This window comes from Streptosporangium sp. NPDC051022 (assembly GCF_040683035.1).
Classification (GTDB): domain Bacteria; phylum Actinomycetota; class Actinomycetes; order Streptosporangiales; family Streptosporangiaceae; genus Streptosporangium.
Genome location: NZ_JBFBCF010000025.1, coordinates 95924 through 117043 on the forward strand (window position 1 = coordinate 95924; position 21120 = coordinate 117043).

Genomic DNA, 21120 nt, shown 5'->3' on the forward strand with positions numbered 1-21120 from the left:
CTCGCCTCCGGGCCGCTGACCTGGAACGCGTTCCACCGGCCGGGCCTGCGTCAGGGGCGGATCGCGCCGATGCGAGCCGCCCCGGATCCGGGGAAACCCCAAGGCGGAGCCGGCGGGCGAGGGGGCCTCCTGCCCGCCGGCTCCGTCCTCGCGAGCGGCGCCCGTGGCCGTCCGGCGCCGCCCCCGTTTCACGGAGAACGCCCGGCTGGAAGGTCTGCGCCCGCCGCGTGGGCCCGGCCCCGCGACACCTTCACCAACCGGGCTCCCCGTGTTCCCCACGGTAACAATCCACGGCCATGTTTACAACTTTCCCTACTTGTTAAATAGGGATACTCAGTCCGGGCGGGGCGCCGGGTTGGCCGTGACCGAGCGCAGCAGCGGCGTGCTCGCCGCTCCCGCCGCGACCACCCCGGCGAAGCCGATCCCGACGCAGACGAGCAGCGTGACCAGCCCGGAGACGTTCATCACCGACAGCGCGAACGGAAGCGCGCAGAACATGCCGATCGCGATCGCCCCGCCGCCCATGACGGACAGCGGGATGAGCGTCTCGGCGCGCCGGGCCGCGCCGAGCACCTTCAGCGGGGTGCCCGCCAGGCGGAGCAGGGCGTAGGTCTGCCTGCGGTCCAGGATCGAGGAGGCGGCGGTGATCCCGGCGCTCGCGATCGCCACCAGGAACGAGACCGTGAGCACGACGACCGTTCCGGTGCGGATGTCGCCCAGGACCCGGAAGCCGGAGCGGTCGTCGTCCGCGGCCGTGGTCGCGCTGCGGCCGGGCACCAGGCCGTCGAGCGCGGTGCGCGCCCTGTCAAGCGACGCGACGTCGTGCTCGCGGGGGGAGACGACGAGCACCGGCGGCCCGGCGTCGTGCCCGCGAGACGAGGGACCCGCCGCCCGCGCACGTCCGCGCACGGTGACCTCGGCCCGCACGCCCGCGGCGGAGAGCCGTTCGCGCGCCTGCGCGGTGATCTCGGCGACCTTGGCCGGAGGGACGGAGACGCGCAGGTCCGAGGCGTTTCCCGGGCTGAGCAGGTCGGCGCCGGGGCTGAGCAGGCCGATGAACCCGGCCACGAAACCGGTCAGGGCGACGCCGCTCACGGTCCGCCACGCGGCCCTGGGGTCGTCGATCATGCGGCGCCCGGCCAGCAGCCCTGCGGGACGCCTGGCGGTGGCCGCGACGACGCGGCCCAGCACGCCGACCACCCACGGGCCGACCAGGTTGATCGCGAGGAAGGCCAGGCTCAGGACGGTCACGATCACACCGATGCCGACGCCGGCCCCGAGGGTGGGAACCAGGGCGAGAACCGCCAGCAGCGCGACGACCCGGATGAAACGCATCGCGGGCGGTGTCTCGCGCTTGGCGACGCCGAGCGGGCTGACCACGATCCGGCGCAGGCCGACGACCGCGGACAGGCCCACGAGCAACGGTACGGCGGCCGCCAGGGCGAGGACGGGGAGCACCCCCGGCCACATGTCGGAGACGAACCAGGAACCTCCCTGGATCTCGATCCCGGTGAGCAGCGGGGTCAGCAGGAAGTACAGGACCGTGCCGAGCACCGCCCCGCCGAACGCCGTGATCACCGCCTCGGCGACGGTCATCGCGACCACCTGCCCCGGCGTCGCCCCGATCAGCCGCAGCGCCGCCAGACGCTGGTCCCTGCGGGCCACGGTGAGCCTCGCCGCCGCCCCGCCGAACACCAGCAGCGGCACGACCATGAGGACGCTCGCGATCAGCGCCAGGATCTGGTACCCGATCGCGTCGTCCGTCCTCCGCCCGGTGAAGTCGGAGATCTTCGTGGGGGCGATGTCCTCCTTCCCGTCGACCGCCGGCCCCGCGGTCAGCGCCGGGGCGCCGGGGGCCTGCCCGCGGACGACGACCAGTTCCTCGGGGTGGACGAGTCCCCGATCGCCGATCCTGCCGCCGCCCTTGCCCGGGAAGCGGTCGGCGAGCCGGGCGGCGGGAAGCTCGGCGGCGAGCCCGGCCAGCGCCGGGGAGAGCCAGACCTCGCCGGGTGCGGGGAAGCGGTCGAGGCCGGGCGGCGCGGGTGCCCCCGGCTTCAGGGCGGCCACGTCGACGACGGTGATCTGCCGCTCGTCCACGTAGTCCCTGTGCACGGCCTCGACGGCGACCGCGTCGCCGGTGGCCGCGACCGGGTTGCGCCAGGCTCCGCGGTCCGCCCTGCCCTGAAAGGCGAGGTTCGCGGCCAGGGTGAACAGCAGCAGCCCGGTGGAGACCGCGACCGCGGCCACGGTCAGCCCGGAGCCGAGCAGGCCCCGGCGCCCCCCGCCGCGCAGCAGCCGCCAGGCCAGGCCCATCAGCCGGCTCATCCTGCCACCTCGGGAAGGACCCGGGTGCTCTCGGAGCCCCACGCCCCCTCCCCGGGAACGGGGTGTCCGGTGCCGTGTCCGGCTGGAGGGTGCGCGCCGTACGGGGCGGGACGCCCGGCGCCGTCTCCGGCGGAGGAAGGCGTGCCGTACGGGGCGGGGACGATCTGGCCGTCGCGGACCTCGACGACGCGGTCGCACCAGCGGGCCACCTCGTGGTCGTGGGTCACGACCACGAGGGAGGCGCCGTTGCGCTTGGTCGCATCCACCAGCAGGCCCATCGTGTCGTGCCCGGTGACCTGGTCGAGCGCGCCGGTCGGCTCGTCGGCGAAGATCACCGCGGGCCGGGTGACCAGCGCCCGGGCGATCGCCACCCGCTGGGCCTGGCCTCCGGAGAGCTCGCCGGGCCTGCGGCCCTCCATGCCGCCGAGCCCGAGCGGGCCGAACCACTCGCGGGCCCGCCGTACGGCGTCGCCCCGGGAGACGTCGCCGAGCATGAGCGGCAGCGCGACGTTCTCCTCCGCGGGGAGCTCGGGCAGGAGCTGGCCGAACTGGAAGACGAAACCGAAGCGGGTACGGCGCAGCTCGCTGCGCCGCCGTTCCCCCATCGTGTCGATACGCGTGCCGAGCAGGTGGACCTCACCCGCGTCCGGCTTCATGATCCCGGCGAGGCAGTGCAGCAGGGTCGACTTCCCCACCTCACGATTAATGCATTTCTTTTCCGTAGAATTGAAACACAGGGGAAAACAACGGGAGAAGGGCAAGGGGCGGCAGTGAAGAAGCGTCCTCCAAGCAAGCTCAGCGAGGAGCAGCAGGCGCACATCACAGTCATTAAGAACGCGATGCGTGATGGCGCTTCCATGGAGATCAACGGTGTCCAGGGACGATGGGATGCCCGAGGGGAGGTATGGATTTCCGATGCCCCATCCAGGCGCGATGCCCTCATTCTTGTGCGCATCTCAGACGCGGAAGAAGAGGAGGTAAACGGTGTCGCGCGCCAGGTGGAAGACACCTGCAAGGCAGCCGCCGGTATCAACGCCCGGGTAGGCATGATCCTAGTCGAGAACGACACCAGCGCATTCAAGCGCCGCAAGATCAAGCTACCCAATGGGGAACATCAACTCCGGACCGTCCGCCCCAAGTTTCGTCGCGCTCTTAAGCTGCTCAGCGAGGCAAGGTTCCGGGTTTTCGTGACCTACCACCTTGACCGTACGGTCCGTGACCCTCGTGACCTTGAAGACCTTATCGACGTGATCGAAGGATCAAAGCCGCGCATCATGGTTCGCTCTTTCACGGGCAGTCTGCGCCTGGCCAACGACACCGACATCACCAGTGCCCGTATCCTCTGCGCCATCGCTAACCAAGCGTCCCGCGACACCGCGCGCCGAGTCTCCCGAGCCCGCAGGCAGCAGGCCGAAGAGGGAAGATTCGGCGGCGGCCCTAGGTGCTTCGGATTCGAGCCCGACGGAACCACCGTCCACACCAGCGAGGCAGAAGTCATTCAGCACTACCACGCCCTAGCCATGGCTGACGTAGCCATTGCATACATCAAGCGCGACATGAACCGCCGAGGAATCCTCACTACGAACGGCGGGGAATGGTCCAGCCCGCAGGTTCGTGACATGCTGCTACGCCCGCGCAATGCTGGACTACTTGTTCACCGGTCCAGCGTTTCGGTATCCGAGGAGGTATGGGAAGGTGACTTCGATGAAGACATCGAGGAGGAGCAGGAAGAAGAGCAGGAAGAAGAGCAAGCCACTCCCAGGCATTACACGCCTGATGATGTCGTGGGCCGTCTGCCCGGAGACCCCATCATCGCCCCCGACGATTACTGGGCATTGGTGCGGAAGCTGACCGATCCCGACCGCCGAACCAACCACGTCGGCAACACTCCCGTCTTACTCGGATCGTGTATCTATCGGTGCCCGTGCGGCAAGACGCTCCGCGCGCAGAACAAGAATTGGCAGCGCAAGAACCGGGACGGAGAAGTGATCCACATCGACAAGCGGAAAAGCTACCGGTGTGCCGAATCAGATTCAGGGCACGTTGTGTGTGACGCCGAAGGACTTGACGCGTTGGTAGGTGCAACGATCGTTGAGCTGATCAGGATTTCCGACCCCGCCGACATCATCGGGCACACCGCCCCGGGAACCGATATCGCCGCCCTACGCGCCGAGTTGGCCAAGCAAAAGCGGTTGATCGATGAGACCACCGAAGACCGAGCCGCAGAGCGGATCACCCGTAAGCAGTTCCTTGACCTGACAGCCAAGTACCTCAAGAAGATCGCCGACGCGGAAGCACAGCTCTCCCAGGTGCGCGAGGAGTCCCACCCCGCCGCGAAGCTGATCGGTGCCGACGACATCCAGGCCGCATGGGAGGACTTGACTCTCGGCGAGCAGCGCGAGATCTGCCGACGTATGGTGACTGTCACCGTTCACCCTGTCGGGCGAGGCAGGCGCACCCCCATACGTGAGCGAGTCACCATCGCCAAGCGCCCGCGCAGCAACTCACCCCAAGCCGCCTAACCCCAGATAGCGCGATGCCCCGGATGGACGTTCATCCGGGGCATCGCGCTATCCGAGATCAGCGATAGTTCTTAAAGATCATCGCCAGGTAATCCCTGTCCGCGTCGTCTAGTGGCTCCCACTCAGCCACCGTCCGCTTGACCCACTCCCGATCTTCCACCGTCAGCCGATCCAAGGCCGCCTTGACAGGAGCGGCCCCCGAATCATCCGTCTGTTTCCCCTTCCCTAGCAGCTACTGACCGTAGACGCTTACTGCCCCCGTGACCACTTAGAGTGATGGCAGGGTTTCTGTGCTGCCTGAGCTGATCGACCCGCCCACCCACCCAACCCCCGACGGCTGAGGACCGCGCGCCCCCGCTTCTCACCCCGAACCCCTGAAGGCGCTTCGCACGCCCCCTTTCAGGCGCATCCTCTGCACCGATGGCTAAGCGTCCCGGCGCAGTTCCCCCCTCACTCCCACTCCTTATCCCGCCAGTCACTCCAGGCCCGAAGCAGAAGACTCACCACGACAACCACCGTCCCTACGACCAGCACTGCTCCCAGCAGGTAGATCACGAGAAACGGGGCCACCGTGATGTATCCGGACTCATCACGCATGCTTTTCTCCTCCTTTCGCTCTGGTTTTCGTTCACCGACCGCGCCATCACGGCGCAATCGCTACGACGACGGCTGACCATTTCACCTGCCGTCTTCACGCGCCCGCGCCAGGCGCGATACACCCCCCGAACAGCCATCGGCATCGCGACGGCACCCGCCATCACCACCACTAACTGACCGATCCCAGCCGCGCCGCTCATCCCCTTACCTCCCTCCGTGGTCGAACCGCGTGATCTTGCGCCTTCGTCTTCCGTCCTCCCACACCCAGGTCGTGACCTGCCCCTCCCAGGTCCGCAGCGACACATACACCCGCCTGGCCTGCCGCGACTCCTCCCGCGCCCACGCCTCGACCTCATCGGCCGCCATGTCCACCGCCCGAGCCGTCACCCCCTTCCACCCCAGATCCACCCCGACCGCGTAACCGGCCCTCCGCTGCTGGCCTGATAACCGCCTCTCGACCTTCAACCACCGCTTGACCCCGCCCGGCTTATCAAGGGCACGCCGGGCTCTCAGCAGAGCCACCGCCCCCGCCAGCACCGCCAGCACCAAGCCCGCTAAATACATAGATCCATCCATCAGAACCTTCCCTTGATCGTCCGCACCCGCCGTCCATGCCGATACACCCACGTCACCGCCCCATCAAGGCCGTGACGGGTCACGTACACCTCTCGCCCATCCCCACGCCGTCACTGCCATACAGGCCCGCTATCTCCCGGACCTCCTGACCGTCCAGATAAACCCAGGTGATCACCCGCCCATCCGGGTCACGACGCGACAGATACACCTCCTGATCACGCGCTGCCCGTGACTCCTCTTTCACCCGCCGGACAGCATCCGGCCCCGGCACAAGCACCTCCCACGCGGCCATCCCCGACCACCCTCGATCGATCCCGACCACGAACCACGGGCCTGCCGTGCCTTTCTTGGACGCCAGGTGCGCGATCTCATCCCGCCGCCCGCCATCCCGGTCGCGGGCAGCACCGCGTACGAGAAAGATCCCCAGCGTGGCCAGCACCAGCAGCGCCACCAAGAGCACAACCCCGCCGATCATGCACCTCTCCTTTTCTCGCGCGGGTTCACCCGATCCGCCCAGCACGCCGCCGCCACAGAGCCCAGCACCCCAGGGCCACCCCCGCCACCGTGAAGACGAGCGCCACCGCCCCCCACCACAGGAGCGAGTACCAGCACGGTCGCCTCTTCTTTCCCTTGCCGGTCTGCTGTCGGCTCCGTTTACGGACAATCCGGAGAATCGCTGTGGTTCGCGCCGTCGCCTTTACTCAGCCTCCGCATCACGGCCCACGTCACGACCAGCGCCACGAGCCCCAGCACGACCAACGGCACCGCGACCATCAACACCACCGGCACCAGGTCTAAGTAACCCATCGACCCCATCGGTTTCCTCTCCCTCGCCTCTCTACTGTCGGTCCCTGCTCATTGCGCGTTTCTTTCTGCCGCAGTGGCGCCGGCTGCACTGCCCCTGAACGGGGCGCCCCTTCCGGGGTGGCCTTCGGCCATGCGACCGGCCCCACCGCTCCCGCACCCAGTTCGGCATCACCCCGCCATGGCAACCACCGCCCCACCCAGCCCCGCCTCAGCCCGCGCCCGCAGCGCCTCCACCTCCGCGCGCCAGCGTTGCCGCTTGGCCACCTCCCGCAGCAGCCGCAGCCCCGGCGCCCCGGCATCCGGATCACCCGCCGCCAGCCGCAGCCACACATACCGGTGCCGATCCGCCGCCCCGTCGTCTTCCAGCCCGAGCGCTTCCATCACCCAGGCCCGGCGATCCCGCGTGTGATCCCGCATGGTCCGCCCCGACCAGCGGCGCGACACCAGCACCCGCCGCCCCGCGTACCCGAGGTATTCCGGCTTGTGCGCCTTGCTCCGGCACCGCCCCGGCACCATCCCCGCCTTGGCCCCCTTGGGCTGCACCCCGTACCGCAGCCAGTTCGCACACCCCGGCGAACACGGCTCGAACCGCAACGCCTCCACCAGCCGCGCCGCATGCGCCCGCCGCCCCACATCCCCGGCATCGTCAGCACCGTGGACCGTCTCACCCAGCGACTTCATGAGGTACTTACTCAAGTACCGGATGCACTGGTCAGCGTCTTTGCTGCCCGCCAACACCCCCTGCACGTCGAGCTGCACACCGAAGCGCGCCACATGCAACGGCTCAGCATCGGCATCAGCGCCCAGCCGATCCAGCGCCTCATCCCACGTCGCCAGCACCTCACCCGTGCCGGGATCGACATAACCCACCCCCGCCGACCACACCGGCAGGTTCGCGCCCTCGAACCGCACGACATCGACCGCAGGCCACCACACTTGGTGATACGTCGCCGCCACGATCCGCCGCAGGTCCGCACGCGGCAACGTCCCCCGAATCGCCATGTGCAGATGCGGAGCCAGCCGCTTTTGCGGCTCCACCGTGGCGAAGTACTGAACATCGAACCCCGCCACCCGGCGAAGGTTCTGCACGAACCGATCCACCAGTTTGGAGAAGTGCAGCGCATCCCGCGCCGCCCGCCGGTAGTCATACGCCGCCGGATCCACCGGCACCCCACCACGGACCCGCCCATAGGACGGCAGCGTGAGCGTGACGAACATCGACGGCCGAAACACCTTCCCGTCCGGCCCGGTGAACGTCCGCCCCAGCGTCGTATCCCGCATCACCCGCCGAGGCAGGTCCGGCGCATCCTGCCGCCGCCGTGTGGAACGCACCCGATGACCACCCGAACGGCCCGCCACCGATCCGGCCATCCCCGCCGCGTGGATCTCCCGATCCACCGCATCGATCACCGCGTCCAGGTCCCGCACATCCACCCCGGCATGCACCGCCTCATCCCGCTGGAGCTGCAACATCGCGCGCGTCTCGATCAGCTCTCGCTGATCCTGCGTCGCCTCAGCAGGCGCCACCGGTTCCGACTCCAGGTGCCAGCCCTCCCGGCACTGCGCCCGCCGCACCTGACGAGACCGCTTGGCGCACGGCGGGCACTTGCTCTCCAGCGTCGCCCCGCACGGCACCGACACCACCTCAGACAGGCCCGTCAGCGCATCCACCCGCCGATACGGGATGGGGCGGATACACACCCCGTTCGTGATCGCTACCTGTTCGGCCACCTCACGGACCAGGAGCCGCGCACCCCGCAGAGCACGCAGCTCCCGCCCCACCTCACCCACGGTCAAGCAATCCACCCATCGAAGTCCGTGTCGAAGTCCGTGTCGAAGTCACCGTCGAAGTTCGTGTCGCAGTCCGCCCCGTCAGCCCAGGCCCGCGCCCCGCAGCATCGGCACTCGACCACGCCCCGCACCACGTCTTGCCACAACTGGTCGATCTCCCCGCACATGGCGCATGTCAGCCCATACAGGATCACCCAGAGAGTCAAAGCGCCTCACTCACCGTCGAGTACTTGAGAACCATGTGCCGGATGTCGCCGTCACTGACGTAGGCCGCCCGCACCCGGATCGGCGTGGGGTCGTTCTCCCGCCGCACGTAGGCCACCCCCGCCCCGACACTGGGGTCTTTGGGGTCGCGGGCGATGTGATCGGCCAGCGCTCCCCGGTCCCGCGCCCCGTCCCCCAGGACCATGTCCACCTGTTCCGCCTCATCCAGCCGAAGCGCGATCTTGTCGGGGAACAGGTTGCGGATACTCAGCACGTCTTTACGCGGATCCTGCAACGCGGCCATGACGCCGATGCCCACCGCGCGCCCCTGTGTGGCCAGCGTCGCCAGCGCGGCCATGATCCGCACCTTGAGACCCTTGTCCGTCTGGTACGCGGTCAAGAACGCGATCTCATCGACCATGACCAGGATGAACGGATCCTCCACACTGGGGATGTGGGAACGCTGCACCCCCGCATACCGATCGGCCCGCTTGTGCATCTCCGTGACCGCCGCTTCCAGCAGGTCAGCACACCCCTCCGCAGTCGCCGCGTACTCATCGAACAGCGCACGCCCGAACGACAACTCCATCCGTTTGGGATCCAGCCCCCACAGCTTCACCAGGCCCACGGCCCGCGCAGGCAGCAGCCCCCGCACCACCGACCACAGCCACGAGCCCTTACCGGCCCCCGTCGCGCCCGCGATCAGAACGTGAGTGCCGTGAACTTGCAGCCGGTACGGGCGCCCGTCCTCACCCATGCCGACATCCACGGTGGTGACCACCGGGGCGTCAGGGTACGGGCGAGCCGCCACCGTCCTGGCCAGCGCATCACGCCGGGGAAAGGTCAGCGTCACCCAGCCAGGCCGAGACGACGACACCCGGCACGACGGCGCACCGAACCCATGCGACAGGCCCGCTTGCGCCTCCGCATACTGCTGATCAGCCTGCCCGGCCAGCATCTTGACCGTGATCCGGTCCGTGTGCCGATCACACCGGACCTTCACCAGGTCAGGCGCATACCCCCGCCCGCCCAGCGTGACCCCGAGCCCCGTCACCGCCATCACGGCCCGCCACCGGCGCCGATACACCCACACCAGCCTCCACCAGGCCAGCGCAGGCCACACCAGCAGCCGCACCGCAGCCGCAGGCCACAGCCCAGCCCAGGAAGAGACGACCCCCGCTGTCAGCCCCCACCCGATCAGGGCCACCCGCCACCCTGCCAGATAGCAGCCCGCCCCCGACACCACCACCAGCGTGCACGCCACCGGGTGACGCCACACCATCCGGACCAGCCCGGCCAGCACCCGCCACAGCCACACCACCAGCGTGACCACAGCAGGCGTCTTGACCACCGTCGGCGAGAACACCACCGACGTATCCGGCCGTGTCGCCACTACATGCTGCACCTCTGCGCCCGGCATTCTGCGCAGTACCAACGAGACCCCTTCCCGAACCCCGTAATGATGAAATCGGCATGCGACCGCCCACCCCGAAATGGCACAGCCGCAAAAGGCAGCGTCGAGACGGCCGCCGGAATGGTGCGATCCCGGCAGCCCGCACGACTCACCGAAAAACCAGGGACGCCGCCCCTCAGCCAGCCAGCACGCCCCACGCGCGCCCGGCAGCGGCAACCCCCGCCTAATTACCTATTTGTTCACTCGCCGTTACTGAACGGCTCTCTGCCCTTACCCGTCGAAGCGCCAGCCGAGACCGCCGCACGAACCCCGCTCGCCTTGAACGAGTACGCCACCCGCCCCTTATCGGTGACCCACGGCGTCACGGTCATCCCCTCGAACACGACCGGAACCAGCGACAGGCCAGCAGCCGCCAGAGCAGCAGGAACCGGAGGAATCACCGGCTCAGCCGGTGAAACAACCTTCACAGTGAGCGACTTGGCAGCCACCTTGACGGAAGGGTCACCATCCATCACGGGTACCTGCCAGATCGGCAATCCGGTCGCCTTGTCCCTTGTCGGAACCGGCCTGTCCGGAGTACTGGCATCGAAGTCCAACGCCTGAGTGACCTCCCCGCTGACATAGCAGCCATGCGGAAAGACCAGTGCATGATCCACAGGGATAGGCCCCTGTAGTGCCAAAACTTACCTCCCTTACCGACGGGTTGTTTATGGTACCGGTTAAACGATTTGGAGTCACTACAAGTTCCCGCCGAAACCAAAAAAGAAGCACCTTTAAGAGGATTAGTGACTTCTCTGGAGAAGTTGCTCCTACATCGTTCCTGGCATAGAAGGGGAAGGGTCAGTAACCACCTGCACACCGTTCGCTCACGGAGTCGCGCAGGGCTCATCTCTCCCAACTGCCGAATTGTTCTTATAAGAATCAAGGGGCGGCAGCGCTCCGCGCCGCCGCCCGGCGCGGCACGCCCGCCCGCACCGGCCCGGCATCGGGACCGGGCATGCGGCCCGGGGGCCGGTCCCGGCCCGCGCCGCCCGGCACGGACGCGCGGACCACGCCGCCCGCCGCACCACCCGCCGCCGCACCATCCCGCACCCGCCGCCCGGGGTACGCGCCACCGCCCCAGACACGACGAAGCCCCGCCACCCCCAAGGCGACGAGGCTTCCAGTTGCCGAAAAAACTACTACGAAGGGGCGAGGAAGGAGGGATCGAGGACGTCAGGCGCGGGCGGAGCCGTACCGTTCTCCCAGATGCAATCCTCCAGAGCCCCCATGACGTAAACCTGCGCTATCCCCGGAGGAGGGTAATAGGAGACATGCAGCCGGTAACGATCACCGAACGGACGAATCTCGACACCATCGAATACCCCATCCCCCCGTGTTTGCCGCTCCACCCGCGCCCTCGGATCCCGTTCCCAGTAGGCCGCCACCTCAGCCATGTACTGCTGAGCCTCTTCTGTCCCGATCTTGTCTGTCTGGTACTCCACCCCCGGCGCGACCTGCCCCGTGGGACCCGTATCCGCGAAGTACTCACAACCAGTGATGCTGTCGAGCGGGAAGACGCGAGTAAACACTGGCCCCTTCACCGCCCGGAAGGTTTCTCCCAGATAGCGATTCACCACCGCCATTGCCTGAGCCCTGGTGATGGACGGCCCCGGCGTAATGGCACATCCCGCCCCTGAAACCAGCAGTGCCACGGCCATACCGGCCCGCGTCCAGCCACGTCTGATCATGCGCCCCCTTTTCCTGAACCGCGCACTTTTCATCTCATCCTGACTCGGGGAGCGCCGACCTGTGTGCCCTATAGCGATCATGTATAGCGGGAACTCACCGAGATCATCTTTCCGTCGTGGTGGCGTCGGCAACACTGCCCTTAACGGGCGCCCCTACGGGGTGGCCTTCGGCCATGTAACCGGCCCCACCACTACCTGACCGAGGAAGGCCCGTACCGCCATGGCCCTGTACCCACCACGGGCCAACGGAGCCACAGTTCGTCGGTACGGCACTTCCCCATCTGACCGACACTGATCAATCCGGCTGTGGCTAATGGGGGATGCCCCGGATGATGTTCAGCGCCCCCTTACGCGCCAGCACCGCCGCAACATAACCGCCTAGCTCGACCGGGCGAGTCGGCTGATCCCACTCATGCGCGTAGGCGAACTGACCGCCCTCCCGGGTGAAGACCATCCCCGTCAGCGACAACTGCCCGTCCAACGTGGTGAAGCAGTGCCCGGCAATCGGGGAGTTGCAATGCCCCTGCAACCCATGCAGCATCGCCCGCTCCGCCCGGATGTGCGTACGGGTCTCGGCATGATCGAGCAGGCGCAGCAGCTCCACCACGGCCGAATCGTTGTCGCGGCACTGAATCCCGATCACCCCCGCGCCCACCGCCGGACACATCACCTCCAGCGGAAGCACTTGCCCGATCCGCTGTTCCATCCCGATGCGCCGCAGCCCCGCGCACGCCAGCACCAGCGCCTCAAAGCGCTGTTCGGCATCCAGCCGCGCCAGACGCGAGTTCACGTTCCCCCGGATACGGTCCACGTGCAGATCCGGCCGATAGCGCAGCAACTGCGCCTTACGCCGCACCGATGACGTACCGATGCGCGTTCCTGCCGGAAGATCCTCCAGACGGGTGAAGGAGGAACCCGCCCGCCAGACCACCGCATCCTGTACGTCTTCGCGCTCCAGATAGGCCGCGAAGGTCGTGCCCTTCGTCAGCGGGACATCCCCCGGCACATCCTTGATGCAATGCACCGCCGCATCGACCGCGCCCATCACCAACGCGCGATCGATCTCCTTCATGAACGCGCCCTTGCCGCCCAGCTCCGCAAGATCCCCCTGCCAGCGATCCCCGCTTGTCTGAATCCCGACGACTTCCACCTCCAGCTCAGGGGAGATGCTCCTCAATAGAGCCGCCACATGCTGAGCCTGACCGAGCGCCATCGGAGAGGTACGCGTGCCCAGGCGAACCGTGCGCCCGGACAGGGTCTGCGCCACGTACTGGCCAACCGCTTCCAGCACCGACCGGTCCCGCTCACCGCTCACCGCATGGCCTCTGACAGGGACTAACCGACCGCTCACTGTCTGGTCCACCTGACCCTCTCTTCGTCGAAGTACTCAGCATCCATCAGCCAGCCATCATGAACAGCGCTTTCACGCCCACTCATGAAGGCTCTTAAAGATCAACTTTCCGCCGCGGTGGCGCCGGCAACACTGCCCCTGAACGGGGCGCCCTACGGGTGGCCTTCGGCCATATAACCGGCCCCACCGCTACCTGACCGAGGAAGGCCCGTACCGCCATGGCCCTGTATCCAGCACGAGCCATCGAGAACGACAAGCGGCATCTCACCCCTCACCGCCCCGCTTGCCATGGGGATCAAGCCCCTGATTGACCATCGTCTGGTAGGTCCGGCAGTCCCCGCACCGGCACATAGCCCTCCAGTAGCCCGGCCGCGCCCCATGCCGCACTCCCGGATCCCGAACCAGCGCCAGCACGTCATCCACCGCCAGCTTCCACGCCGGATCCCACCGCCCACGCTTCCAGACCTGCACCAGCGTGAGCCCCTCCGCCCCAGCTATCGGGGTCAACTCGTCACGACTCCACGCCCTCCGCGCCAGAATCGCGGCAAGAAGCCTGACCCGGCAGGCCGGATCATCCAGCGGAGACGGCCGACGCATCGCCGCCCGGCAGGCAGGCCGCCGACACTTGAACGTTCCGTAACCCTGGGGCGTGCCACATGTGTCCCCCGGGCACTCCACGCGTACCACTGGCATCAACCGCCTTGCCTTGCCCGGCGCCTTGCCCGACGCCTTCACCAGTGCTTCATCAAAAGCCGCACATCGCTGTCTCTCCGCATACAGGCAGCCCGGACTGACACCCGTCTGTGCAGCTATGGCGGAAAGTGACGTCCCAGACTCGACCAGCCGCACGATCTGCTGACGGAGCTTCTCCAACTCCAGCTTCCTCATTGATCTCGCTGCCCTCTTCTCTTATCGGGCGTGCGCCCCAGCTCTCGGCGAACATCGGCCAGAGCGCACACCCGCCAGGCGTTAAGCCGTCTTCGGCGCCGTGGTGATTTCCATCCACACCGCCACCCGTCCCTGTTCCACCGGGCGGACGCCCCACTTCGTGGCGATGGCATCGACGAGCCACAGCCCACGCCCTCCGGGAGTCAGATCTCCCTCATCGGGATGACGCGGCTTAGGCACGCTCGGTGACCCGTCGTCGATCACTTCGATGCACACCGAGTCCGGCCCCTGATGCGTAATCTCTACGGTCACCACGCCGCCCGGCCTGCCCGAACTGGTGTGCACCACCGCGTTCGTCACGACCTCACTCACCAGCAAGACCGCGTCCTCTACGTCCACGTGGCCCGCGTCCGTAAGCAGCCCCGCCACGTACCGCCGCGCAGCCGAAACCGACTGCTTCACCCCTGGAAGATCAACGACGCCCAGCGTGTTCGCGCTCATTGCGCCACCCGCCAGATACGCCGCGCGGCCCCCGCATCCAGGGCAGGAACCCGTTGCTCCCTGCCGTGTCCCCAGGTGAAGACCCACTCCCGATCGGGCTTCACCGCCGAGATCCGCAGCGGTCGCCCTCCCTCCCACATCAGCAGGGAAGGCTCCCGCCTCTGCGGAAGATCAATAGTGATCGCGCTGCCCAGCTCCCGAAGGTCCAGGGCCAAGCGCACCAGGTGGATCAGTTGATGTTCAGAGTCGGTTCCTGTTCTAAAGTTGCCTATGGGTCGCACTTGCACCTCCCGTGTGCGTCCGTGCGTCCAGGGGGCGGCCAGCGCCCAAATCGTTGGCCGACCCCACTTCTTGTTTGGCGTGCTAAATCAGCCATCCGCCTGCCGAATCCCGCACCGATCCGCCAAGCTGGCCTGCATGCCATGATGCACACGTCGAGGCGCATATGCAACGGCGCATTAGCGACTTGATTTGGAACCCGCTACGCTGAGCACGTGCCAGGACGCAGCAAGGCGCCGACCTTGCGACTGAGACGCTTCGCTACCAGGTTGCGCGAGCTGAGAGAAGCCGCTGGCTTCTCGCCTATGGAGGTTGCAGACCTAACCGGCCTCGATCGGGCGACGCTCTTCCGAATCGAGGGAGCGAAGGTCAGACCTCAAGCGCGGAGTCTTCGGACGCTGTTGGACGCGTACAGGGCATCCGACGAAGATCGCGCGGAGCTGACTGCACTTCTCAAAGCAGCAGCGGAAGAGACCTGGATTCAGACCGCAGCATCCTTGCCCAGCCAGTACGCGACTTACATCGGGTTCGAGTCCGAGGCCGAAGGGGTGCGCAACTACGAAATTTTGGCCATCCCCGGCCTGCTGCAAACCGAGAGTTACGCACGAGCCATGATCAGGGGAACTGTCCCCGACGTGTCGCGAGACGAGGTTGAAAGCCGGGTTGCCGCCCGGCTGGAGCGTCAACGACTACTCGCTCGCCCTACCCCGTTGAAGCTCTGGGCCGTGATCGACGAGTCCGCGTTACTTCGCGAGGTCGGCGGTCGCCAGGTCATGCATGACCAGATGATCAAGCTGAGAGAAGCGGCCGAGGAGCCCAACGTCACGCTCCAGGTGATTCCTCGGAGCGCGGGAGCCTATCCAGGCATGCATGGCGCTTTCGTACTGCTTGAGTTCCCTGGTGAAGGCCATGACGTTGTCTACATGGAGGGCAGTGGAAGCGATCTGTTCCTGGAGAGCAAAGAGGACATCGCGCGCTATAGCATGCTATTTGAGCACCTGCGGGCCGTAGCTGCCGGTCCGGATGCAACACGAACCCTCTTGGCCGTGGCCCAACAGAATTGGAAGGAGGGCAGGCATGGACCTTGACCTGTCCAACGCCGAATGGCGCACGAGCACTAGGAGCCAGGGCAACGGCCAGTGCGTGGAAGTTGCCACCAACCTCCCTGGAGTCGTGGCCGTACGGGACAGCAAAAACCGTACTGGCCCAGCGCTAACCTTCACGCCCGACGAGTGGAAAGCCTTCACCGGCGGTATCCAGCGCGGGGAGTTTGATCTCCCCAACACATAGTTTCACGGCAAGTGGAACTGGAGTCCTCACCGTCACGGTGGGGGCTCCAAGTTTTTCTACCGAGACGCACTTGCCCCGTTGCATCCGCGTCGTTGCCGCGTCACCTTGAAGGCAGTCAATTGAGCCTTTGGCAAGCTTCCCGCTTCACACGCCGACACGCTAACGCGCGTGCAGGTGGTGGCCCCCCGCCGCCCGATTGTCCGGGGCTCACGTGCCCTGTCAAGGACGGCCGTGGCCGTAGGGCAACCGGTGCGGCTGGAAGGTCACCGGCTTAGGTACACGCAAGGCCGCCCTTGACAGGTCCCGCTCACAGTCCCGGAGTTGGCAGCTATGGGGGACGGGGAGAGGTGAGGCGGCGAGGAGGGGGCGCCGAGCATCTTTGCCCGCCGGGCGCCCCCTGGCAAGAAGCGAAAGGTCAGGCCAGGCGGAGTACGAGCAGGCACGGCATCGCCCAGCCTTGAAAGAAGTGTCACAATCCCGTATCGGGCTTTCCCGACCCGCTCGGTCCCATGATCGCCAGGGCCTCGCCGGCCCCGAGGGCCAGCCCGACCCCGCCCAGCGCCACGGTCGAGCCGAAGCGCTTGACCAGGCCGATTCCTTCGAGAACAACACTCATGGCGACGACCCTCCCGCGCGGGGACGGCCCGGCGGATCGGCCGGCCGCCCGATTCGGGAGTCACGACATCAGCCGAAAGTCCGACATCGCCGACGGGCTGGCAGAATCGACCGGGTGACGATTCGGGTGCTCATCGCCGACGACCAAGAGCTCGTACGGACCGGCTTCCAGATGATCCTGGACGCCCAGACGGACATGGAGGTCGTGGCGACCGCCGCGAACGGCGCCGAGGCGGTGGAGCACGCGCGCAGGCTCCGCCCCGACGTGTGCCTGCTGGACATCCGGATGCCCAAGCTGGACGGGCTGGAGGCCACCAGGCTCCTGGCCGGGCCCGGGGTGGCCGATCCGATGCGGGTGGTCATCGTCACCACCTTCGACCTGGACGAGTACGTCTACGGCGCGCTGCGCGCCGGGGCCACCGGCTTCCTGCTGAAGGACAGCGGGCCGACGCTGCTGATCGAGGCGATCAGGGCGGCCGCGGCGGGGGACGCGCTGGTCTCGCCGTCGGTGACCGTACGGCTGCTCGAACACCTGGCGCATCCCCGCCCCAACGGCACCCGGCCGCCGAGCGAGCCGCTCACCGAGCGCGAGATGGACGTCGTCCGCCTGGTGGCCAGGGGACGGACCAACCAGGAGGTGGCCGCCGAGCTGTTCGTCTCGCTTTCGACGGTCAAGACGCACCTGGGCAGCATCCAGTCGAAACTCGGCGCGCGGAACCGGGTGGAGATCGCGGCCTGGGCCTGGGAGTCCGGCGTCGTGAGCTGATTAGCCGGGCGGCTGACGGGATAGAAGAAGGGCAGGTCCTTCAGCGCATGCCGGGGGGAGATACACATGCGCTTCGTCTCGCCCACACCGAGAAGATCGGCAGCCGCCGTCCACGCCGCCCTGAGCACCCAGGTGATCGCGGTCGCCGCCCTGGTGGTGTTCGAGCACGCCCGTGGCCGGCGACTCGCCAGGGAGATCTCGGCGCTCGGCGGCGACCCTCACGCCGCCGGCGCGCAGGCCGTCGTCGGCGCGGTGACCGTCTTCGCCATCCTGATCATGTTCGTCACGGTGACGGCGGCCGCCTCCGCCGCCGCCTACCTCACCTGGCTGGTCCAGGCCAGGCGGAGCGCCACGCCCCCGGGCACGGGGAGGCTGCCGGTGCTGGCCGCCTGGCTGGTGCCGGGGGTGAACCTGGTCGCTCCCCCGCTGCTGGTCCACCGCCTCTGGTGGGACTCACGCCCGCCCGCCGACCGGCACGGCCGCTGGGTGGCGCTGCTGGCCGCCTGGTGGCTGAGCTGGCTGACCACGCTCGCCCTGGTCGCGATGCGGCTGCCGTTCGGCGCCGCTCCCGGCGACCCCAACCTCACCGGTCTCGGCCCGGTCGAGCTGGCCGCGGTCGCGATCTCCGCCCTGCTGTGCGCGGCGACCGTCCGGCAGATCACCAGGATCCAGGTCACCGGCGCCCGCAACCGGTACGGGACGCGGGCCGGGGACGTCGCCGCTCCGGCCGCCCCTGCCGCCCCGCAGTTCCTCGGCGCCTCCGCGACCGCCGCGCCCACGCCCTCGTCGCCGTCGGTCCCGGGTCTTCGCCGCCGTCAGTCCCAGGCCCTCATCAGCAGCCAGCCGCCGCCCGCGGTGTCGAAACGGAGCTCGTAGGTGCCGAGCCCGTCGCCCGGGTCGGCCTCGACCCGCCAGAACCGGCGCTCACCGGGGTCGTGCTCGGAGGTCTTCCACCACTCCCGCGCGACCACCCACTGGTCGAGCACCCGGCGAACGGTGTACAGCCGGTCACGCCAGACGAACTGGACGGGCTGACCGTCACGGCTCCAGACCTCGATCGGATCACCGTAGAGTCTGCTCACGACACCTCTCCCCGCGGCTTTCAGGTGGGCACCCGGGGGAAGGCGGGTCACAGTCCGTCGAACATACGTTCTCAGGGGATCGGGCGCAAGTCCCCCACCTGCCGGACCAGCGGGTTGGCGTCGACGGAGTTGCGGATGCTGAACGTCACGCTGCCCGCGCGGTAGCGGTCGTCGGACCACTCGACCGGACGCCCCTCGTGGGTGGTGGTGACCCGGCGCTGGCGCAGCAGCGGGCTGCCCCGCCGTACGACCAGCAGGCGGGAGTCCTCGACCCCCGCGGCGACCGCGTCGATGAGGTGCTCGCCGTAGGCGAAGACCAGGCCGACGGTCTCGTAGAGGGCCTGGGTGATCGACTCGCAGTCGGGGGGGATCCGCTCGACGGCCGGGGCGATCCATCCGGCATAGACGGTGCGCTCCAACATGACCGGCTCGTCCTCCAGGGAGCGCAGCCGCAGCACCGACAGCACCGGATCGCCGGGGTTGAGCGCCAGCCGTACCGCCTCGGTGGCGTCGGCGCCCCTGCGGCGCTGCTCCAGGACATGCCCGCTGACCCGGTAGCCCATCGCCCGCGCCCACTGGGCGAAGCTGTGCAGCTCGGCGAAGCTCTGGCTGCGCTCACGGCCGAGCACGATGCGCCTGGCCCCCTGCCGGGAGCCGACCAGACCCTCGCTTCCGAGCACCGCCACCGCCTGGCGAACCGTGCCGCGCGAGACGCCGAAGCGGGCGGCGAGCTCGGACTCGGAGGGCAGTTGCGCGCCGACGGCGTACTCGCCGCGCATGATCGCCTCCCGTAGCTCCGCCGCGATGCCCACGTAGCGCGCCGTGCTCCTCGGCCCCGGCTCGGCGCCGTCCCCCGGCTCCGGCCGCGCGGCGTCCCCGCGCGCCTCGATGTCGTTCCGCACGTCCGTCTCGACGTTCGCCCATGGCTCGTTCACGCTCGCCTCGCCCCCAAGCTCGCTTCCTCACGCCGCATCCCACCCCGGGCGGTGAGATCCGACGCTGCGCACACCGGGCGGACCGGCCACCCCACAGACTAGACAACGGTGAATGACCGGTGAAGCCGCAGCTCATGCATTCCACAGGTGTACGTCGAGCGTTCATCGGACGGCAACCGGGCGCCGACCTGCCGGGGCTAGCTTGTTTGGACAAGTTTCGTTGAATCTCGTTGCATATTGTGCGACATCCCCTCTGGGAGACCACGTGATCGCATCTCGCGCCCGCCTCGCAGGCCTGGCCGCCTTCCTCCTCGCGGGCGCCACGGCGTGCGGGGCGGCCCCGACCGCCGAGACCCCCTCGGGCACCTCCTCCGGCGCCGCTCCCGGCGGTGCCTCGGCGGGCGGCGCGGCCGCGACCGCCACCTCCGCGACCGACCTCGGCGGGCTGGACAAGCTCGTCGAGGCCGCGAAGAAGGAGGGCAAGCTCCACGTCATCGCCCTGCCCCCGGACTGGGCCAACTACGGCAAGATCATCGAGGCCTTCACGGCGAAGTACGGCATCGAGATCGAGAGCGAGACCCCCGACGCGGCCAGCGCCGACGAGATCAACGCGGTGAAGACCCGCAAGGGCCAGGACCGGGCCCCCGACGTGCTCGACCTCGGCCAGTCCTTCGCGATCAGCGGTGCCGCCGAGGGGCTGTTCGCGCCCTACAAGGTCCAGACGTGGGACAAGATCCCCGCCAACCAGAAGGAGCCGAGCGGCCTGTGGTTCAACGACTACGGCGGCTACGTCTCGATCGGCTGCGACGCCAAGAAGATCGCCAAGTGCCCTGAGACGTTCGCCGACCTGCTCAAGCCCGAGTACAAGGGCAAGGTCGCGATGAACGGCAACCCCACCAAGTCCGGCTCGGCGTTCGCGGGCGTGTACGCCGCGGCCCTGGCCAACGGCGGCTCCTTCGACGACATCCAGCCGGGCCTGGAGTTCTTCAAGAAGCTGAAGGCGTCGGGCAACTTCAACCCGGTCGAGACCACCCCGGCGACCATCGAGAAGGGCGAGACCCAGATCAGCATCGACTGGGACTACAACAACGCCGCCTACGCCCCCAAGCTCGTCGACAAGGGCCTCGACTGGAAGACGGTCATCCCCTCTGACGGCAGGTACTTCCAGCTCTACGCCCAGGCGATCAACAAGGACGCCCCGCACCCGGCCGCCGCCCGCCTCTGGCAGGAGTTCCTCTACAGCACCGAGGGCCAGAACCTCTACCTCGGCGGCTTCGCCCGTCCGGTACTGCTGCCCGCGATGAAGGCCGACGGCTCGGTCGACAAGGCCGCCGAGGCCAACCTGCCCCCGGTCGAGGGCGAGCCGACCTTCCCGACCGACGCCCAGATCACCAAGGCGAAGGAAGCCCTGGCCACCGGCTGGGGCGCCGCCGTCGGCGGCTGACCC

General features: G+C 68.0%; 22 protein-coding genes. 6 read left to right on the top strand and 16 right to left on the bottom strand.

Features of this window, described 5'->3' with window-relative positions:
* Window positions 1–333: 333 nt before the first annotated feature.
* Together AB0N02_RS32860 and AB0N02_RS32865 are read right to left on the bottom strand one after the other, a co-directional pair.
* Window positions 334–2325: an FtsX-like permease family protein gene (locus AB0N02_RS32860; RefSeq protein ID WP_363954345.1), complete on the bottom strand. Its 1992-nt coding sequence runs from the start codon at window positions 2323–2325 to the stop codon at window positions 334–336.
* On the bottom strand, window positions 2322–3020 hold the full coding sequence (locus tag AB0N02_RS32865) for an ABC transporter ATP-binding protein (protein ID WP_363954347.1): 699 nt from the start codon (window positions 3018–3020) through the stop codon (window positions 2322–2324). The genes AB0N02_RS32860 and AB0N02_RS32865 overlap by 4 nt, the downstream gene beginning before the upstream one ends.
* 75 nt (window positions 3021–3095) lie before the next feature.
* On the opposite strand from AB0N02_RS32865, the gene AB0N02_RS32870 reads away from it, so the two are divergent.
* Window positions 3096–4847 carry a recombinase family protein gene (locus AB0N02_RS32870; protein WP_363954349.1) on the top strand — a complete coding sequence of 584 codons (1752 nt, stop codon included), beginning with the start codon at window positions 3096–3098 and terminating at the stop codon, window positions 4845–4847.
* A 450-nt stretch (window positions 4848–5297) separates the two neighbouring features.
* Here the strand turns inward: AB0N02_RS32870 and AB0N02_RS32875 are convergent, their stop codons facing one another.
* The 11 genes from AB0N02_RS32875 to AB0N02_RS32925 all read right to left on the bottom strand — a co-directional run bounded on the left by AB0N02_RS32875 (window position 5298) and on the right by AB0N02_RS32925 (window position 14706).
* Window positions 5298–5444 (bottom strand): hypothetical protein, encoded by a 147-nt coding sequence (locus tag AB0N02_RS32875; RefSeq protein ID WP_363954351.1) that lies wholly within the window; start codon window positions 5442–5444, stop codon window positions 5298–5300.
* A 204-nt stretch (window positions 5445–5648) separates the two neighbouring features.
* The gene (locus AB0N02_RS32880) at window positions 5649–6020 is read right to left on the bottom strand and encodes a hypothetical protein (protein ID WP_363954353.1); all 372 of its coding nucleotides are present in this window, start codon (window positions 6018–6020) and stop codon (window positions 5649–5651) included.
* 79 nt (window positions 6021–6099) lie between these two features.
* Entirely contained in the window at window positions 6100–6495 is a 396-nt protein-coding gene (locus tag AB0N02_RS32885) for a hypothetical protein (RefSeq protein ID WP_363954355.1), read from the bottom strand.
* 179 nt (window positions 6496–6674) lie between these two features.
* Window positions 6675–6827, bottom strand: coding sequence for a hypothetical protein (locus AB0N02_RS32890; RefSeq protein WP_363954357.1), 153 nt, complete (start codon window positions 6825–6827; stop codon window positions 6675–6677).
* A 168-nt stretch (window positions 6828–6995) separates the two neighbouring features.
* The gene (locus tag AB0N02_RS32895; RefSeq protein ID WP_363954433.1) at window positions 6996–8618 is read right to left on the bottom strand and encodes a replication initiator; all 1623 of its coding nucleotides are present in this window, start codon (window positions 8616–8618) and stop codon (window positions 6996–6998) included.
* A gap of 2 nt (window positions 8619–8620) precedes the next feature.
* Window positions 8621–8824: a hypothetical protein gene (locus tag AB0N02_RS32900; RefSeq protein ID WP_363954359.1), complete on the bottom strand. Its 204-nt coding sequence runs from the start codon at window positions 8822–8824 to the stop codon at window positions 8621–8623.
* Complete coding sequence (locus AB0N02_RS32905) at window positions 8821–10257, bottom strand: FtsK/SpoIIIE domain-containing protein (protein ID WP_363954361.1); 1437 nt, start codon at window positions 10255–10257, stop codon at window positions 8821–8823. Before AB0N02_RS32905 ends, AB0N02_RS32900 begins: the two co-directional genes overlap by 4 nt.
* A 218-nt stretch (window positions 10258–10475) precedes the next feature.
* Window positions 10476–10892 carry a plasmid replication, integration and excision activator gene (locus AB0N02_RS32910; protein ID WP_363954363.1) on the bottom strand — a complete coding sequence of 139 codons (417 nt, stop codon included), beginning with the start codon at window positions 10890–10892 and terminating at the stop codon, window positions 10476–10478.
* 525 nt (window positions 10893–11417) lie between these two features.
* Window positions 11418–11930, bottom strand: a complete 513-nt coding sequence (locus AB0N02_RS32915; RefSeq protein ID WP_363954365.1) for a hypothetical protein — start codon at window positions 11928–11930, stop codon at window positions 11418–11420.
* Window positions 11931–12276: 346 nt separating this feature from the next.
* Window positions 12277–13281 (bottom strand): hydroxymethylbilane synthase, encoded by a 1005-nt coding sequence (gene hemC / locus AB0N02_RS32920; protein WP_363954367.1) that lies wholly within the window; start codon window positions 13279–13281, stop codon window positions 12277–12279.
* 1005 nt (window positions 13282–14286) lie between these two features.
* On the bottom strand, window positions 14287–14706 hold the full coding sequence (locus tag AB0N02_RS32925; protein WP_363954369.1) for an ATP-binding protein: 420 nt from the start codon (window positions 14704–14706) through the stop codon (window positions 14287–14289).
* A 494-nt stretch (window positions 14707–15200) separates the two neighbouring features.
* Between AB0N02_RS32925 and AB0N02_RS32930 the strand changes: the two genes are divergently transcribed.
* Window positions 15201–16073, top strand: coding sequence for a helix-turn-helix transcriptional regulator (locus tag AB0N02_RS32930; protein WP_363954371.1), 873 nt, complete (start codon window positions 15201–15203; stop codon window positions 16071–16073).
* Window positions 16063–16275, top strand: coding sequence for a DUF397 domain-containing protein (locus AB0N02_RS32935; RefSeq protein ID WP_363954373.1), 213 nt, complete (start codon window positions 16063–16065; stop codon window positions 16273–16275). The genes AB0N02_RS32930 and AB0N02_RS32935 overlap by 11 nt, the downstream gene beginning before the upstream one ends.
* A gap of 469 nt (window positions 16276–16744) precedes the next feature.
* Here the strand turns inward: AB0N02_RS32935 and AB0N02_RS32940 are convergent, their stop codons facing one another.
* Window positions 16745–16891 carry a hypothetical protein gene (locus tag AB0N02_RS32940; RefSeq protein ID WP_363954375.1) on the bottom strand — a complete coding sequence of 49 codons (147 nt, stop codon included), beginning with the start codon at window positions 16889–16891 and terminating at the stop codon, window positions 16745–16747.
* 114 nt (window positions 16892–17005) lie between these two features.
* Between AB0N02_RS32940 and AB0N02_RS32945 the strand changes: the two genes are divergently transcribed.
* The gene (locus tag AB0N02_RS32945; RefSeq protein WP_363954377.1) at window positions 17006–17656 is read left to right on the top strand and encodes a response regulator transcription factor; all 651 of its coding nucleotides are present in this window, start codon (window positions 17006–17008) and stop codon (window positions 17654–17656) included.
* Window positions 17657–17722: 66 nt separating this feature from the next.
* On the top strand, window positions 17723–18532 hold the full coding sequence (locus AB0N02_RS32950; RefSeq protein ID WP_363954379.1) for a DUF4328 domain-containing protein: 810 nt from the start codon (window positions 17723–17725) through the stop codon (window positions 18530–18532).
* On the opposite strand, the gene AB0N02_RS32955 is transcribed toward AB0N02_RS32950, so the two are convergent.
* Window positions 18472–18738: a DUF6504 family protein gene (locus AB0N02_RS32955; protein ID WP_363954381.1), complete on the bottom strand. Its 267-nt coding sequence runs from the start codon at window positions 18736–18738 to the stop codon at window positions 18472–18474. The genes AB0N02_RS32950 and AB0N02_RS32955 overlap by 61 nt on opposite strands.
* A 71-nt stretch (window positions 18739–18809) precedes the next feature.
* The gene (locus AB0N02_RS32960) at window positions 18810–19673 is read right to left on the bottom strand and encodes a GntR family transcriptional regulator (protein ID WP_363954383.1); all 864 of its coding nucleotides are present in this window, start codon (window positions 19671–19673) and stop codon (window positions 18810–18812) included.
* A 265-nt stretch (window positions 19674–19938) separates the two neighbouring features.
* Between AB0N02_RS32960 and AB0N02_RS32965 the strand changes: the two genes are divergently transcribed.
* On the top strand, window positions 19939–21117 hold the full coding sequence (locus tag AB0N02_RS32965; RefSeq protein WP_363954385.1) for an ABC transporter substrate-binding protein: 1179 nt from the start codon (window positions 19939–19941) through the stop codon (window positions 21115–21117).
* The last annotated feature ends 3 nt before the right edge of the window (window positions 21118–21120 follow it).